This is a genomic window from Maribacter flavus (assembly GCF_008386635.1).
GTDB lineage: Bacteria > Bacteroidota > Bacteroidia > Flavobacteriales > Flavobacteriaceae > Maribacter > Maribacter flavus.
In genome coordinates this window covers 195,498-211,499 of record NZ_VUOE01000002.1, presented here as the reverse complement: position 1 = coordinate 211,499, position 16,002 = coordinate 195,498, and the positions used below count along the sequence as shown (strand labels likewise).

The following is a 16,002-nucleotide window of genomic DNA, read 5'->3' as shown; positions in this document are numbered from 1 at the left end:
ACTCCGAAGAGTGGCTTTATTTGTAAAATTTAATCTGGATCCCCCGGGACCTTAAAACGGTTTTTTGAGCAGTTGTAAAAAACATTTTGAGATCTTTTAGGATATGTACCCACCTCTTGTAACTGGCATTTCCAACTCAGATTATTTTCAATTTGCCTAGGTGGCAAAAACTTAGATATTAAAATTGTATCCCCAGCAATATCAGTAGTAAAAACATACGACCTGTAATCTCTATTGAACTTATTTTTATATTTTAAGATTAATTTCCGTTCAAATTCCTTTATTTCACTTACTTTATCGACTTCTATCACAAAGGGCTTGACAACATAGCCAATGGTTGTTTGATTGCTTTTAACCTCATAACTTCCACATTGAGTAGTTTCAACAGTAATTTTATTGTCGCCAATACTTTCATTTATCAATTTAGTCGAATTGCATGATAAAAACAACCCTAATGCTATCATGAATAAAACTGATAAAATAATTCTTCTATTTACCATCTTTAAAATCTGTTTAAGAATCGATTGATTATTAATATAGCATGAACTTCAGGCATAGTGGACGCATTTTGATTAGAAAGTAATGTTGGTGGTGGTTGTAAAGTACCCGAACTGTTAAGTATTGGCCCTTGATAATTCCCGTTATTTTCGGTATAGTGAGTCCTTAAGGGTAATCCATTTGCGCCCCGTAATACATTTTCATAGTACATTGCGTTGTACTCGTCAACTCCTCTTTCATTCGAACCGCTACCAAACCAATTCACATTAGCAACTCCCTTTAGAGAATATTTATGTGCCATCTCGTGCCCTAGTACAGCATATCCAGGAGTGTTCCCTGATTTTCCTCCTTGCAATACCTTTTCACTAGTACTGTAGTCACCATTATAATAAATGTTTAAGTCCTTTGGCACTAGCCTGTTATCTTTACCACTTCTATATGTATTTTTATTAGGGTCGCCATTTTTCACAAAGTGGTCGAAGTTATCGTTGGCCAAATTGGAAACGATTTCATTACCCAATACGTTTTCTCGGTTTTTGTTTAAATCTCCAAGTACCATATCAGCAAATTTGCTCGTCTCTCCTGAATACTGCTTCCCATCCGCTCCATTCCAATACTTATTTGCAGCATCGTAGGTGAGAGTAACTTTTTTTCCAAAAATTCCAAGAAAACCTGTCCTAAAACTTACTCTAATACTATCCCCCTTTACTTCTTGAAAGGTTATAGGGTTATTCTTTGTAAAGTGATATGGTGACTGGTCAAAGTACTTCTCCGCAAACCTATCCACTTTATTAAACCTTCCTATAGCGGGGTCGTAGTCCCTCCATTGGAATGCGTAGGTATTTTTTCCGAGCTCCTCCTCCTTTTCCTGTCCTTGGTATGTCTGGTAGTTGTTTTCCTGACCGTTCACCACATTATTGTACCCTTTATGTTCAAGCCCGAAGGGATAATAATTGTTCTCCTCAACAATCTCCGATCCAGTTACCTCTATCCGGATATCGTCGAACCAGACCGTTCCGCCCCCGTTGTTGTCTATCCGGATATTCAACTTTTTGATATTCAATGGTACGGAGACGGTCTTCTCCATATACTCCCATTACCCGGTAGTGGTACTTCTAACGGATGATACCTGGGTGAAATAACCCGCTTCCGTTTCCGTTTTCATGAAAAGAAAAATATCGGCAGTGGGCCCGTCACTGTACACCCATCCGGAAAAGGTGTAATCGGTCGCATTTGCATTGTCTATCGTTGTCCACGTATCGCTCTGGACGAATTTTTCGCCCGTTGCCAACTGTACAATTTTTCCAGAGTACTCCCCGGACATACTAAAAGTACTGTCGTAATCCGTTATGGTCCCACCAGTGTTCCATCCATTGGCACTCTCAAAACCATCGGTAAAGATTCCGCTGTCATTAATTTGTCCGTTCCCGTCAGTATCAGAATAGGACAGCCGCACGTTCCCTAGTTTTAATCTATCTTGGCCACTTTTTCAGAGCGGTCGCGTTTCTTGGCCAATAGCTCCCTAAAAAATAGACTTTCAGTATTTTAAAGAACATCCATGGTTAAATATAACGCAATTATTCCCGTTTTCTTTTCCACTCATAGTATTTTGATAACCCAAGTTTGCCACCTATTACCAATGAAATCGGTATGGCCACTGGGGTAATGATCTTCTCGAAGAAGTCACCTATAGTCTCGACCTTCTCAATTGGCAGTATTGATAGGTATATTACCAGTGCCAGCGAGAAGATCAAGATTCCTAACAGATTTTTGTTCATGGTTACAATTTTTAATAGTACGCCTTCCTTAAGCGTTAAAACTTTTCAGTTTAGTGGTTTCAAGCTATATTTTTTGATTCCCATTTAAAAGGACATCACCTTTCGACCTTCTGTTGGTCAATGTACTTATAGGGGTTCGCTAAAAAAAGAACAAAAAAAACCACCTTACGTCCGGCAAGTAAACACAACGGTTTTGGAAGTCGTGTAACATGAACAATGGTAAATCCGTAGTTACGAAAAAAAATTCGTCCTAAAAGCTCCTCATATAGAATACTTCTTATATCGGTGCTGCCATCGTTCGACTTTTTCTATCTTTATACATTGGAACTTTTAAAGGACATTTCCGTAAATCTTCTTTCCGATGGCATTTCATTTGCTCTTGGTGGGGTAGCTATGTTTCTTTTTTCCCTTTTAAAAAAAATCCTTTTTTCGGAATTCAGGACACAAAAACTTCCCACGTGTCATTTTCGAACGGCTTAGTTTATTGATTCGCATGCAATTATATTTTAGGTTTGAATCCCCGAAGGTTTGAACCTCTGACCTACCGCCCCGCATTTAATGGTATTAATTTTGGTAAAATCTGGAATCTACAGATTTCGGGATTCGGCCACTTGGCGGCGTACTTTTTCTGGAAGGGAGGGTTATGAAAAGAACGATTTAGAGGCCGTAAGTACTTGGTTAATCGTTTTTTCTTATGAAAGGCAAGCGGCGATTTAACATCAGGCAAGAGTGAGAAATTTGTGGCTAAGCACACACATCTTGAACGAGTCATTTACCCAATAAAAAGGCCGCCCGTAGGCGACCTTTAAAAATGCCCTAGTTGGGCGTTGAACGCTTGTGCGCCGGTACTTTGATAGTCTTGTTCCCAACTTTCCTGGTATGGGCAGGTACTGAGACTATCTTTTTCCCTTTTTCTGTTTTGGCCATAATATTATGTATTTAGCCTTGGCCTCATACCATAGAAGAGAAGCCATCCCCTTGAGGATTTTAACTTTTGTAAACGGATGGCACTTCGTATATTTGGTCCGTCAAGACAACAAAGTACCAACTAATCAGGCTAGCTAAAATCCTCTTTACGGCCTGATTTTTCCTTTTTAGGACTCCTACAAATTTACGAAGATTTCAAGTACGCTCTTTTTGCAGTTATTCGGTTTTATCAACAGCAAAACGTTGACTATTCGTTTTTTTTGATATGTCCTATCAGGGAATTATTGGTCCGGCAAATTTAATTTTCTTCTTAAAGCCTTACAAAAACCTTAATTTTTTCAGAGATTTTCGGTGTTTCAAACAAGCAATGCAAGATGGCCATTTTCTATGGTTTGCTTATGCCACTTTATTTGCGTTAAAATCGCTTATTAGGATAAACATAGTTGGTGTAAAATATCACTTCAATTTGAAAAAGTATAAATAAGCTTACAAGGGTTTTCCAAAATTGAAATTCACAGAACGGGGGTTGCAGAATTCTCATTATGGATTCATCTCATAAAAAACATAACATTGCTGCACTGGAAATTCTTTATAGTTCGAATGCGGATTTAATGGTCAGAACCTGGCAATGGCGAGGAAAACGTCTGACCAATCGACAATAGCAGTCGTAGTATAATGTGATTTCTTATTCCCATATTTTATCATCCTCGATATTAATCATCATCAAAAGGTACAAAATCGTTAAATACCTATAATCGTAGAGCCTAGACTTCAAATAAAGCTGTGCGAAGTTTGAAACTTTGCACTCCTTACTTTAATACTTTGCTCCGAAGTCACAGACTTCGCAGAGCAGGGGGTAAGGAAAACGTCTTACCAATCAACTATATTAGACTTAGCATGATGTGATTTTCCTTATTTCCATATTTTATCATCCTAGATATAAGTCATCATCGAAATGTACAAAATCGTTAAATACCAATAAACGTAGTGCTTAGACTTCAAAAAAGTTGTACGAAGTTGCAAACTTCTCATTTATCGCTTTGTTAAGTTGCTTAGAAGTATCAGACATCGCAGAGCGTGAGTTCATCAAGAAAAAAAGGACCCAAAAAACCGCCTCATAGGGCGGTTTTGTTCTATATCATATTTTGGAGTTTCATATTTGTACACTATACCCTGAATAATAATAGGTCCTAGACTTCACGGAACGAGGTTATTGACTTAAGGGCCACTCGAAAGGATTCGTGCGGCAGCTTAGGCCTCCGCCGATGTACTGCAGAAGGTGGCGGGCGCACTTGGTATCACGGCCGATTTTCTGATGAACGGCGGCAATGCCGAACAGCTCTCCGACAAGGAACTGCTCGAACAGTTCAAGGAGGTCGAGCGCATGGACGAGGACGACCGATCCACCGTTAAAAAATTGATTGATGCCTTCATCACCAAGAAGAAGGTGCAGAAGCTGGCAGGGTAGCCAACAAAAAAGCCAGTCCTATTATCGGAACTGGCTTATATAAAGATTCAAAAAACCTTTTTAATAGAACTCAATAATCATTCTTGCCCAAAGAAGGTCTTATAATTTTCAAAAGCGTTTGAGTTCAGGATGTTGTTACAAATTGCTTGGTAATCCAATGGCAGGACATATAGTTCATTATCAACAATCATAAATCCGTTTTCTTTGCAAAACTCAAGAATCTCAGTGATAAACTTACCATAATCGGTGGTGAAGTTTATCCTAAAAGTTATGGAGACTATGGCGTTCTCTTCAGTAATTATTTTTATACAGTTACCTTCATTTTCTCCATAAATTTTGAGACTATCCGACCAACTTTCATCTTCTCCAAAATTTTCCAGTAGATAGGGTTTCAATCTAACTAACTCTATATTTTGTCCAATCCAAAACAAGTCTTCCTCGAAGAAATCATCTTCCAAAAAGGACTTTAGATTTAATCCTTCAAATAAGAGGTGCTCTCCTTTTTTAGGAACAATAAAATATTCATTTTGGTAAACGGACATAGCTAGTTAATACTTTATATAGTTTAAATAACCTGGATTATTCCCTGGCTGGACAATCTCCATACCTGCCTTATAGGGTACTTCTTTAACTGGCACGTTTTTGATGCCTAGTCTTTTTGCAATATAAGCCCTATGGTGGCCATTTTGGATAAATCTTTCACCGTTCTTTACAGCAAATTCTATTGGGGTTGTAATTCCATTGGCCTTAATATCATTTACTAAAAGTTGGAAATTTCGTTTTGAAAGCGTGATGGATTGGGTTGCCTTCAAATCAAAAGGGCTTAGTTTATCAACTACACTCTCGACCTGTTTGGCTCTTTTTGCCCACCACAACGACTTTAAACTTGAAAATCCTTTGGCAAGCCACTGAAATGCTAATTCACCCGAAACGGTAGCTATACCAAGATCTGTAAACGTATGCCCAGCACCTTCAGGTCTCCAAATCGAGTAATCCATGCCAGCAAAAATTTCTTCAGTTACACCCTTTTCAGCCCTAAATGATTCCTGTCCATCTATACTGACAGTATCAAAATCATCATCTGTTTTTATGATATCCACCCTTTTATTTTTGTTGTCAATCTTTATTATGTCTTGAGGGCCTTCTCCAAAGTGGTCTTGGGTCTCACTAATCGCTCTTTGATAGTCTTTGGTTTCTTCACCTGTCTCATTATTCCTATATACTCCGTTGTCTAGATAGGACCAACTATCAGCACCGCTTGGGTCTGCCCAATAAATCGGATTATTGTCAAATGCAGAATAAGTAGAATATTCAAAGTGCGTGACAGGATCCATAGAAGTCCATCTAGCAATGGCAGGATCATACTGCCTCATATCCATTTCGTAAAGATTCAATCCCAGACTTTCGTTCCACTCTTTGCCATTATAGGTCATGTAATTGTTCTTCACGCCCTGCACGCTGCCGTTGTAGCCCCTGTGCTCGAGGCCGAAGGGGTAATAATTTCTTTCTTGGAGTATCTCGGAGCTGTCCACCGAGCCATCGTTGTCGATGTCCTGATAGGAGAGTCTTACATTGCCCAGGTGGTCCTTGTATTGGTACACATAGTCGTAGCCACCACTTCCATTGGGAGTAACGTAGCCTTCCGGTTGGCTGAAGAACTGCAACGTGCCGTTCTCATAGACATGATTCCCCGCATAGTGCGTGGTGGTAGTCCCTAAAGATTTTTCCAGTTTCGTACCCATGGCATCGTAAATATAGGAAATCGTTCCCGGTTGATAACCACTTACCACAACATTTGTAGGAAGATTCAGGTGGTTATAGGAAATCCCATTGGTCTGGATCCCCTTGTTTAAATCCATGGTCATGTTTCCGTTATCGTCATAGCCATAGTCGTTACCAGTGTTCGTACCATCAATAAAACCATAGGAGTCATTACCGGCATCGGCCACCCTTACAAGCTTGTTTCCAGTATCGTAGTCATAGTCCAGCACGTCCATGTTTGGATAGGGTGATCCGTTTTGCCAACCAAACCTGGAAAGGGTCATTATATTCCCATTTTGGTCATAGCTGACATTGCTCAGGTTATAGTTTCCTGTATTGTCGATCCCTGAGGTGATACGGTTAAGGGCATCGTATCCGTATCGATACCATTTTATTGAACTATCCGTATTGGCCGTTCGCCATTCCGTTTCCGAGATATTGCCATTGAACAGCCCCGTTCCCCCGTGGGAAGCAGTGTTATAGTTGATGCCAAAGGCGAAGAGGTCCCCACCCATATCGCCGGGATCGTTTATGCCCTTTAGCCAGCCCCTTACGTTGTATGTATAATCAACTGTCTGCAACGGCGTGGCGGCAGGTCGCGGCCCGTCACCGTTGAACTTTAAATTGGCAATACTACTACCTACTTCATGCATTGAGGCATCTATAAGTAATGGAACTACGGATGAAAGTGTGAGCGAATGAAATGTAACTCCATTGTGCTTGTATTCAAGAACATTTCCCTTACGCTCAAGTCTAAGTACATCTCCCACATTGTAGTTACCAAAGGTTCCAAGGGTCACCCCGTCCTTATATGCGCGGATACTACCGTCATACCTTGTGTAAATTGCATACTCGATAGTACTGAAGTTGGCATCGGGATTGTCCGAGGAGAGCCCTATCATAATAGAAGTATTGGTATCCACGGCCTCCCATTCCACATATCCGTCCCCGTCTATGAAATTGGCCGAGGCAAATCCATTATTCCAGCTACCCGTGGCAGCCGTATTGGTGATGGTTGTTCCGTTCAAGGAAACGTTGACCATATCCGTTAGGTACAGTGGCTCGTCCTTGGCAGTGCCCCCGACCGACTTACCGATCAATTGGCCCAATGGGTCATATTCGTTACTGGAAATGGTATTCACGGTTCCATCCAGGTTCTGCGTATGAACGGTGGGCCTGCCCATATGGTCGTAGGCATAGCTATCTATAGTGATGATATCGGTATACCCTGTCCGTTGGTGAACGGATTTGTTCTGGAGTACCTTTCCGGCAAAATCCAGTTCGCTCTCTACAAGATCGGTGGTATCCAAATAATCGTTGGTACCCTTGGTCCAAATCGACCTTCCCTTTTCATCATAACCGAACATGGTCGTAATCCAATCATCGGTCCCCAGGACTCGTACTTTCGTTCCTGTTGCCAAACCTTTCACTTCGAGGGTCGTGGCCTGGCCCAAAACGGTGACCGGTAGGCTCAATCCAGGCCTGTCAAAAGTGTAGCTGTCATAGTAATTTATCGTCAACAGGTCGTCTATACCCGTATTTGGGAAAGCATCGTTACTATAATAAATCACGGTATTGTCCAAGCTTCCCTGTGTGGAGCTCTTGGTCTCGTACTGTGTAGTAAAACCGTCCGCACTGGTCTGCAAAGCGGTTCTGTTACCCGTATTGTTGACAATCCCCGTATAGGCGACCCTGCCATGGGCATCATATTTCGTGAACAGCCATTTATCATCATCGGCCAAGTTGGGATCTTGGGTCATGATGGGCTGGTCCAGCTTATTGTATACAATGTATTCCCATCCTTTGCCCGGTATTTTCTTTTCCACCAGCCTGTTCCTCTGGTCGTAAACGTACTGGTAACAGAGTTCCGATAATTCCGTGGCGTCTACCCCGTTACCGGTGTCCACCTTTGGTGGTATCACATAGGTAAGGTTCCCATAGTCATCGTACACGTAATAGGTGTCGTGCGGGATCTCCATTTCATTTGAACTTATAAGTCCGTTTCCATCAACATCCGAGTCCCCATAGGTTCGTTTGAGAACTACCCTTCCGGATTTGTCCTTGAACTCTTCCGTTGTATGGTTCTTCGTGGCCGTACCGGGATGGTTCTCGTCCTTGGTCACCGTTTTGTACAGTCTTCCCGGGGCATAATATACCGCACCGTTGCCATGTACCAAGGTGGGTACATAGGTATTGTTCCCAGGGACCGTAGTAACCTCCATCTGAAGTACCTCGTTCGCGGAATTGATCTCGTAGCCGAACTCTATTTCCTTATCTCCGCCTAACCTCCAATCATGGCCCGGTGCAGCCTGTTTTAGCACGCGGTTCAAGGGCGAGGCCTCGAATTGCTTCCGGGAAAAGGGGTTGGGGTCGGCAGGATTAATGTCACTGGGATAATTCAGCTCGTAATAGTCGTCCGTTGCCACGGCCGCACCCGTCCTGTAGGAACCTATGGCCCCATTCACCTCGTTATAGGGAAGCCACTCCATTTCCATACGCCCGTAGCCGTCATACCCCACATGGGTAACTATATCCTTTCGTTCCGGGGAGGCCTTAATTGCTATCTGTTGCATAGGTCTTCCCAATCCGTCAAAATATGCGATTTGCTCGATAATGTCCCTGTTACTCGAAATCTCGGAGTTGGTTGTCATAGATTTTTGATAGGTACGCGTATAAACATAGTTTTCATCACTTGGAACGGCAATCGAATGATCGCACCCATTATTTGAACCCTGTTCCGCGGGACAGGCATCCGAGTTATCCAATACATACCCTGTGGGCTGTGAGCAACTGGACAGCGCCGTGGCAGGGTCACCGAATCCGTCCCCATCAAAATCGGCATACCATGTAGTGGCCTGTTCGACGGTAATTTGAACGGATGTTGTGTAGAGTGTTCCACAGGATGTAACACCTCTCCTGTACCATGTTGTGCCAATGATCTCTGAAGGGGTATACGTGGTGGCAGTTGCACCTGTAATATTGTTCCATGTAGAATTATTCGTTGATGACTGCCATTGGTAGGCATATGTACCGTTACCACCGGTCGCCAAGGATGTACTGGCAATGGCACTTAGTCCTTCGCCGGAACATATGGACTGTGTGCCGGAGATACTACCGGCGACCAAAGCCGGATTCACCGTTACCTCGATATTGTTCGAATATTTATTTTGACTGCATGAGATGGCCACGCGTCTATACCATCTGGTAGTGGTAAGCCCTCCCGGTGGGTCATATGTACTAGATGTTGCCCCGCTAATGGTCGTCCATCCACCAGTCCCGGTATTTGAATATTGCCATGCGTAGGTATAGCTGTTATTCCCGCCCGAAGGAGAAACGCTGTTACCAAGGGTCGCGGGATCTCCTCCATAACAAATGGTCTGTGTTCCATTGATGCTTCCCGGATTTACGTCCGCAAGCACCTTGGCCTGCACCCCGGCAGTATATTGTACCATGGTACACGAGGTCACTTTTTTTCGATACCACAAGGTCGAAGTGGCACCGCTCGGCGGGTCATAGGTAGCTCCAGTAGCACCGGAGATAGTGACCCAACCACCTGTTCCCGTGGTCGAATACTGCCATGCGTAACTATAGCTAAGATTACCACCACTAGGATTAACGGATGCCGTAACAGGTCCTGGATTACCCCCATAACAGACCGTGGCTGGGCTTTGCAGGGTGCCCGCGTTCAAAGCCGGCGCCATTGTTACCTTTACGGTATTCGAGTATTTGATCTGTGAACAACTGGTGACCTTCCTACGGTACCATCTACTTCCTGTTAAACCCGTCGGCGGATCATACGATGAAGCGGTTGCCCCGCTGATGGTAACCCAACTGGAATTGTTATCCGAATAATACCATTGATAGGAAAAACTACCGTTCCCACCGGTCGCGGAAGCCGAATTGCCCAATATTGTGGGGTTCGCCGGCGATGTACAAACAGTTTGCGCACCAGTTATACTTCCACCGTTTAAGGTGGCACATACCGTTACATCTCTTTTCCGGTTGTAGACATTATTGAATTCGTCCCCTATGGTCGCATAAATTCTAGTTCCGCCAGAATTGTTGAATTGACAGTTCGCACTATTTGCGGAAATCCCTCCTATCGTAGCCCCATTGTTAGCGCTCCAATTGATATAGGCTATGTTGGACCCGCTTACTGTATAGGTCTTGGTCTCGCCCGTCAAGGCACTGGTTGGGCCGTTTAAGGAATATTGTCCACTTGCGGACCAAACGCCCATAAGTACGATACCTAGGCTCAAGGCCCATTTGTTGAATATTGTATGTTTACCCATGATTCAGAAATTTGAGTGGATTAAAGGTTTTTGGTTAAATGAAGTACGGGTATCATCGGTTCGAACTCATCCTTTGATGCCTGTCCCAGCAATAGCTTATTATTTGTTACCGCTAGTACCTGTTGGATCCATTCACTACCGCTCTCACTTCTTATAGTGAGCGTGTTTCCACTCAATTCCCATAGGCCCTTTACCTCGTTCCCGGAACCGTCCGTTTGTTGGAACATTCCCGTGGGATGGAACGTCAGGGTCCTTCCCTCGATTCCCTGGGAAAGCTTCGCCCCTATCTCGGGGGAGGCACTTATGATCTCCCTGTTCTCCTTAGAAATACCCGCCATGGTGGATTTTGAATCCGCGCTCCATGTACCTACAATGGAAGAACCATCGAAATTTTGTGCGTGACCTTTATAAAAGATTAACAATAGTGCAAAAAGTGTAAATACTTTTAAGGCTTTTTCAAATCGTATTATATATATCTTGTTCATATTCTTGGTATTGGTTTAATTCTGCCCTTTGTAGTGGTAGTTATAATCGGTTAATAGTTTTTGTTGGTTGTCCTTTACTTCTTTGAGTCGGTTAAACTCATCGTATTCGTAATACGAGGTATTACCTCTAGTGTCCGTCATACTTGTTACTCCTATAGTAGGATCATAGGTATAACTGGTCATCAAAGCATCTTCAGGCAATGCGTTTCTTAGATTTTGTAAGGAGGCACGTAAGGCATTCTCAGCGGCTATGGTTCCATTATCGGAGTTAGAGGCGGAAACACAACTAGAAATTTGGCTTTGAAGGGCCGTAGCTTCGTTTTCATCAAAATTTTCAATCGTTGCAATTGGAAATTGTGAGGAATACCCCCAAATGTAGTAGGTAATCGGTCCATTTATCTTTTTGGTTGTTTTTATATTACCTCCAGAATAATATTCAAACTCACCTCTACTGTCATCACTTTGACCTCCCTTGGTTGTAATTATTTCAGTTGGCATGATAGCATTACCGAATACGGAAAAGTTCTTCTCAACCGTGCTAATTTCTGACTCATCCAGTTCGCCAGGATTCTTTTTTATTTCAGTGCGAACTACCTCAGAAATTCTGTTATCACTTATTAGGTTGGACGAAGCACTTACCAAATTGTCGTGAGGATAAAAATAAGTGGTTTCAATCTGGTCCCCTTTACTATCTGAAGTCACCTTTTTTCTAGGTAGATACTTTGGGCTCGTTTCCAGATTGTCATATGTCGTAGTTTCTTCACTTACCAATGTATCTATTAGATTACCACTATTATCATAAAATTTGGATTCCCTTTTGTAATAGTTTATACCTCCATAGGCACCTGCGGTTGAAGAAACCCTAGCTTTGTAGGGAGAATATTTTGGGTCCATATAACCCAAGTATCCATAACTTTGATAGTTCGTTATATGATCGGATAACGGACACATATTTCCTAACGACCCTCCATTTTGTCCATTTGGATCACACTCGAAGGTGTTCAAATATTCCAAGGTTACAAAGTCATCTGACGTACCCTGAATATTATCAGTTCCATTATTCTGCTTAAAAAAAATGGTTTTCTGAAAATTATCGTTCTCGACATACGTGACCAAGGATTTTATATTTATAGGTCTTTGAAGCGTTTCGTAATAATCGTACTCCTCATAAATTAGCTCCTTTGTGCCACCTTCCATACCAATACTCTTGGAGGAAAGGTTACCCACTGAGAGACTCGGGATATACCAGTTTTCATATGGGGGTGAAGGCATAGGTGTACTGCCCTTAGAACCTTTATAAAAATTATGCCGTGTTTCGCCAAGTTTTTCATTAGCTGAATTGACCATGGATTCGGTTACGGACGAATAGGTAACATAAGGCTCGCTCCCTTTGGCATACGTTCCATATCTTACAAGTTGTGATTTGAATCCGTTTTCACTTTCATTGGCCCTAAAGGAATGCAGTATTGGTTTATAGTTAACGGTACCCGTACTCTCATCGTTATCGTTATTGTAGCTCACAATTTTTTTTGTTGCTATATTGCCACTAGAGGTAAAGTCATTAACCGATGAGATTCTTTGCCCTCCAATATCCCTATTTGCCCAAACTTGATTTGTGACCTGTCTTGAGATTGAAACAGAGGCACTTATTGAAGGTGATTGATTTAAATTTCCTAACAGCAATAGCGCCTTATACTTACCTGGTGTTAAATAGACCGTTTGGTTACCTGAAGAAAGCATTGGCATTAATCCTATTACGTTTCCACTTGGACCATTAACAAAATCACAATAATTATTATAAGGTGATGGAATATTCAATGGATCAACCAAATAAAACTCTACGTCATTATTGCTGGAAACTAAGGATATCACATAATCATCCGCTTCTAACACATTAAAACTTTTGATGACTATCCTCGGGTCGAAAGGCGCTATGTATTTATCATCACACAAAACACCTTGATCATCTCTATATAGGTCCGGGGTAGTAGGACTAGAGGTAGTTAGATTGGCCGCCATTACCGCATCCTGAAAAGTATTCGTTGAGGACGAGTAAACTTCGTGACCTTCGTAACCAAACTCTGTGTAACCACCTGTGGGATAAACGATTTTATTCAAAGTGCCAATTTTGCCGTATGAATTATTGGGCTCTCGATCAGCCCCACCAAAAACATAATTATCTACCGCTACGGTTTCATAAAGGGTTGTATTATTTCCGGCCCCGTTATAATACCCAAAATAGTCTTGGGCGAAGGAGTCCCTTGGTGGTAAACCATCTGGATTTATATATTCAAAAAAGTAGTTTTGATAATCTATCGCATCACTCCCCTTTATGGAAATCCCATTCATTTTCAATCGTATGTCATAGTAGGACTTTCCTGTACTAAAAATATTCGCATTTGAAAGGCCATCTGAATTGAAATAATGGTTGTTGTCAAATTCAATTGACTTGATCACACCTCCTTGCCAATCATAAATATCGATGGATGCCAATCTTTTATTCTTGTCCGTGATATCAACATCCTTTCTTGTACCCCTGTTGAGTCGTACCATTTTTTTTGTGTTCAAGAATATTTCGTAGGGAAAACGTTGCTTTACGCTTGATACAACATTGGTTACGTTCAAAGGGGAGGCCGGTGCAGGATAATTATAGGTATTCGGCAGAATCTCCGTTACCAAGGAACCTGCAGCAGATGCAAAGGATTGCAGCGATTCGAAGCCCTCATCTTGATAAGTTATATCAAATGTATCCTTTCCATTTTTAGAAACTATTTGGGTAAGGTTCCATGCGGAAATATATTCGGTAATCGCATCACCCATCAATTCTCCTTGATCTGCTGATTCATTACGCCTGTCTGTTAGCTCATTATCAGAAAAGACATATTTAGTGCCATCCTCATTGGTTATGGTCCAAGTAGCTATATGTATGGGTGTATCACTTGTGGTATATTCAATTTTGATGCGAGGGTTGTTCAGTGCCTTTGCCGTAAATCCGCTTGTTGTAGGATTTTTTTCCAGAATTACGGTTTCATTTAGTCCAGGCGCACTTAACTGATAGTAATCTATCTGAGCGTCCACCCAATTAAAGTTTACGTCGAATAGGTATTGGATATAATTTTGAGCACTTGTATCATTTGGGAATGTTGGATTGGAAATAAACGAAGCGTAATTATCAATGTAGTTTTGAGATATCTGTTGCGTAGCAACATCGTTAAACATTGTATCATATGTACCTGTAATGTAGTCATCAGGCAATCCATTAGTAATACGGGTTATCTTTCCTCCAAGATTTAGGTTCCAAGCCAATCCCACCCATGTGGCCATTTGTTCTACCTTAATGCCTGAAGCGTCATACGTGAGCGCTAGCGGCAAAGAAAATTCTCGTCCACTTAGGGTATGCAGAGGGATGTTTATTTGAGGAGTGCCAGTATATAGACTTACTTCTGTGTTGCCATATTTTTCAAATGCTGCAGCTTCCGGAGATTTGACTTCATTATACACTTTTGCCAGTTCTCCTTTAAAAATATCCTCCTCCTGAGCTAAGGAAACATTATGGGCAAGAAGATAAATAGAAAGTACCCAAATGATGGAACTATGACTTCTTTTCAGAATACCATTTAAAGGTTTTCCAATTTGAAAATGAGATTGATTGAATGCTTTCATAAGCTTGATACAATTTATATTGATGAGTTATCCGTTTGAAAAATTTGGTTTCAAACAAATCAATTGTATCATTGAAATTCAACCTAATACTTTTCGGTAAAGGGTAGAAAAGACCTACATATGAACTAAAAAATCGATGAAATACTGGAAAAATAAACCATTCATCGAAAAAGGAGAAAATAATCGTAAGAGGAGTTATGATGGGAAAACCATTGTTTTGTAAGATTTTTCTTATTTTTATTTATTGTACCTAAAAAGTTAAACTTTATCAATTCTTCACTAATAACTCCAAAGAAGTAACAGATACCTAAAATTATCAGAATTCATTAAAATATTATTAACGGCTTCCCGTTTTTGGCATATAGATTTTATGAATTTATGCTTGTAAACCATCTATTAATTATCGATGATCACCCAATGGTAGTTAAAGGATATTGCTACACATTGGCCGGCATACAAGAGGATTTAAACCTAGTCTTCCATGAAGCCAACAGTTGTGATAATGTCCTTCAGAAAATGAATGATTCAGATTCGGACTTTTATCAAATAGCTCTTCTGGACATTTCCCTTCCAGCCTCCACCTGCGGTATTGCTGTTGGAGGTGAGGATTTAGGGCTTCGAATTAGGTCTAAGTTCCCAGAGACTAAAATAATCGTCCAAACGGGATTGAATGATATTAGTGTTATAACAAATGTGTTCCATTCCTTGAAGCCAGAAGGTTTCTTGATTAAATCGGATATAGACGAAGATGTCTTGATTGAAGCTGTTTCCGCTGTTGTTCGAGGCAAAAACTACTACAGTCCCAGTGTACGACATTTGTTAAGTAACCAGAATTTTGAGGATGTATATGTGGATTCCTTAAACCGAAAAATATTGTACCATCTATCCCTTGGATTTAAAATGAAGGAACTTCCAGATTACATTCCACTTTCTTTACCAAGTATTGAACGAAGAAAAAAAGATTTAAAATCACTCTTAGGTGTTGCTAACGGCAGTAATCAAGAACTATTACACGCAGCAAGAACCAAGGGTTTCATATAATTAAATATATAAAATAGGATTTATACTACTTTTTTTACAATACAATTCTGATGTCACAGTTATAGAAACATCTTTCAAACCAAATCGAA

The 16,002-nt window shown here is 41.2% G+C and carries 11 protein-coding genes; 3 read left to right on the top strand and 8 right to left on the bottom strand.

The window, feature by feature from the left end:
- Nucleotides 1-29: 29 nt before the first annotated feature.
- The 4 genes from F0361_RS11215 to F0361_RS11200 form a co-directional block, all read right to left on the bottom strand.
- Nucleotides 30-500 (bottom strand): hypothetical protein, encoded by a 471-nt coding sequence (locus tag F0361_RS11215; RefSeq protein WP_154918705.1) that lies wholly within the window; start codon nucleotides 498-500, stop codon nucleotides 30-32.
- 2 nt (nucleotides 501-502) lie between these two features.
- Nucleotides 503-1,585, bottom strand: coding sequence for an RHS repeat-associated core domain-containing protein (locus tag F0361_RS11210; RefSeq protein WP_154918704.1), 1,083 nt, complete (start codon nucleotides 1,583-1,585; stop codon nucleotides 503-505).
- 9 nt (nucleotides 1,586-1,594) lie between these two features.
- Nucleotides 1,595-1,954, bottom strand: a complete 360-nt coding sequence (locus F0361_RS11205) for a hypothetical protein (protein WP_154918703.1) — start codon at nucleotides 1,952-1,954, stop codon at nucleotides 1,595-1,597.
- Between the two features lie 121 nt (nucleotides 1,955-2,075).
- A complete protein-coding gene (locus tag F0361_RS11200; protein WP_154918702.1) occupies nucleotides 2,076-2,276 on the bottom strand; it encodes a hypothetical protein in 201 nt (66 codons plus the stop codon).
- A 558-nt stretch (nucleotides 2,277-2,834) separates the two neighbouring features.
- Here F0361_RS11200 and F0361_RS18840 point away from each other — a divergent pair.
- Nucleotides 2,835-2,993 (top strand): hypothetical protein, encoded by a 159-nt coding sequence (locus tag F0361_RS18840; RefSeq protein ID WP_211361166.1) that lies wholly within the window; start codon nucleotides 2,835-2,837, stop codon nucleotides 2,991-2,993.
- Between the two features lie 1,489 nt (nucleotides 2,994-4,482).
- The gene (locus tag F0361_RS11195; RefSeq protein ID WP_154918701.1) at nucleotides 4,483-4,671 is read left to right on the top strand and encodes a hypothetical protein; all 189 of its coding nucleotides are present in this window, start codon (nucleotides 4,483-4,485) and stop codon (nucleotides 4,669-4,671) included.
- A 77-nt stretch (nucleotides 4,672-4,748) separates the two neighbouring features.
- On the opposite strand, the gene F0361_RS11190 is transcribed toward F0361_RS11195, so the two are convergent.
- The 4 genes from F0361_RS11190 to F0361_RS11175 are packed head-to-tail and all read right to left on the bottom strand — an operon-like array spanning nucleotide 4,749 to nucleotide 14,872.
- Nucleotides 4,749-5,213, bottom strand: a complete 465-nt coding sequence (locus tag F0361_RS11190) for a hypothetical protein (protein WP_154918700.1) — start codon at nucleotides 5,211-5,213, stop codon at nucleotides 4,749-4,751.
- Nucleotides 5,214-5,219: 6 nt separating this feature from the next.
- Nucleotides 5,220-10,724, bottom strand: coding sequence for a DUF6443 domain-containing protein (locus F0361_RS11185; protein ID WP_154918699.1), 5,505 nt, complete (start codon nucleotides 10,722-10,724; stop codon nucleotides 5,220-5,222).
- Nucleotides 10,725-10,744: 20 nt separating this feature from the next.
- A complete protein-coding gene (locus tag F0361_RS11180) occupies nucleotides 10,745-11,209 on the bottom strand; it encodes a lipocalin family protein (protein WP_154918698.1) in 465 nt (154 codons plus the stop codon).
- A 15-nt stretch (nucleotides 11,210-11,224) separates the two neighbouring features.
- Nucleotides 11,225-14,872, bottom strand: coding sequence for an RHS repeat domain-containing protein (locus F0361_RS11175; protein ID WP_154918697.1), 3,648 nt, complete (start codon nucleotides 14,870-14,872; stop codon nucleotides 11,225-11,227).
- 378 nt (nucleotides 14,873-15,250) lie between these two features.
- Here F0361_RS11175 and F0361_RS11170 point away from each other — a divergent pair, with 378 nt between their 5' ends.
- Nucleotides 15,251-15,913: a response regulator gene (locus F0361_RS11170; RefSeq protein WP_154918696.1), complete on the top strand. Its 663-nt coding sequence runs from the start codon at nucleotides 15,251-15,253 to the stop codon at nucleotides 15,911-15,913.
- Nucleotides 15,914-16,002 lie beyond the last annotated feature (89 nt).

Excerpts from the sequence above, each read along its gene's own strand:
- F0361_RS11210 (WP_154918704.1), bottom strand. The coding sequence starts at position 1,585 with ATGGAGAAGACCGTCTCCGTACCATTGAATATCAAAAAGTTGAATATC.
- F0361_RS11170 (WP_154918696.1), top strand. The coding sequence starts at position 15,251 with ATGCTTGTAAACCATCTATTAATTATCGATGATCACCCAATGGTAGTT.
- F0361_RS11190 (WP_154918700.1), bottom strand. The coding sequence starts at position 5,213 with ATGTCCGTTTACCAAAATGAATATTTTATTGTTCCTAAAAAAGGAGAG.
- F0361_RS11185 (WP_154918699.1), bottom strand. The coding sequence starts at position 10,724 with ATGGGTAAACATACAATATTCAACAAATGGGCCTTGAGCCTAGGTATC.
- F0361_RS11175 (WP_154918697.1), bottom strand. The coding sequence starts at position 14,872 with ATGAAAGCATTCAATCAATCTCATTTTCAAATTGGAAAACCTTTAAAT.
- F0361_RS11200 (WP_154918702.1), bottom strand. The coding sequence starts at position 2,276 with ATGAACAAAAATCTGTTAGGAATCTTGATCTTCTCGCTGGCACTGGTA.
- F0361_RS18840 (WP_211361166.1), top strand. The coding sequence starts at position 2,835 with ATGGTATTAATTTTGGTAAAATCTGGAATCTACAGATTTCGGGATTCG.
- F0361_RS11215 (WP_154918705.1), bottom strand. The coding sequence starts at position 500 with ATGGTAAATAGAAGAATTATTTTATCAGTTTTATTCATGATAGCATTA.
- F0361_RS11180 (WP_154918698.1), bottom strand. The coding sequence starts at position 11,209 with ATGAACAAGATATATATAATACGATTTGAAAAAGCCTTAAAAGTATTT.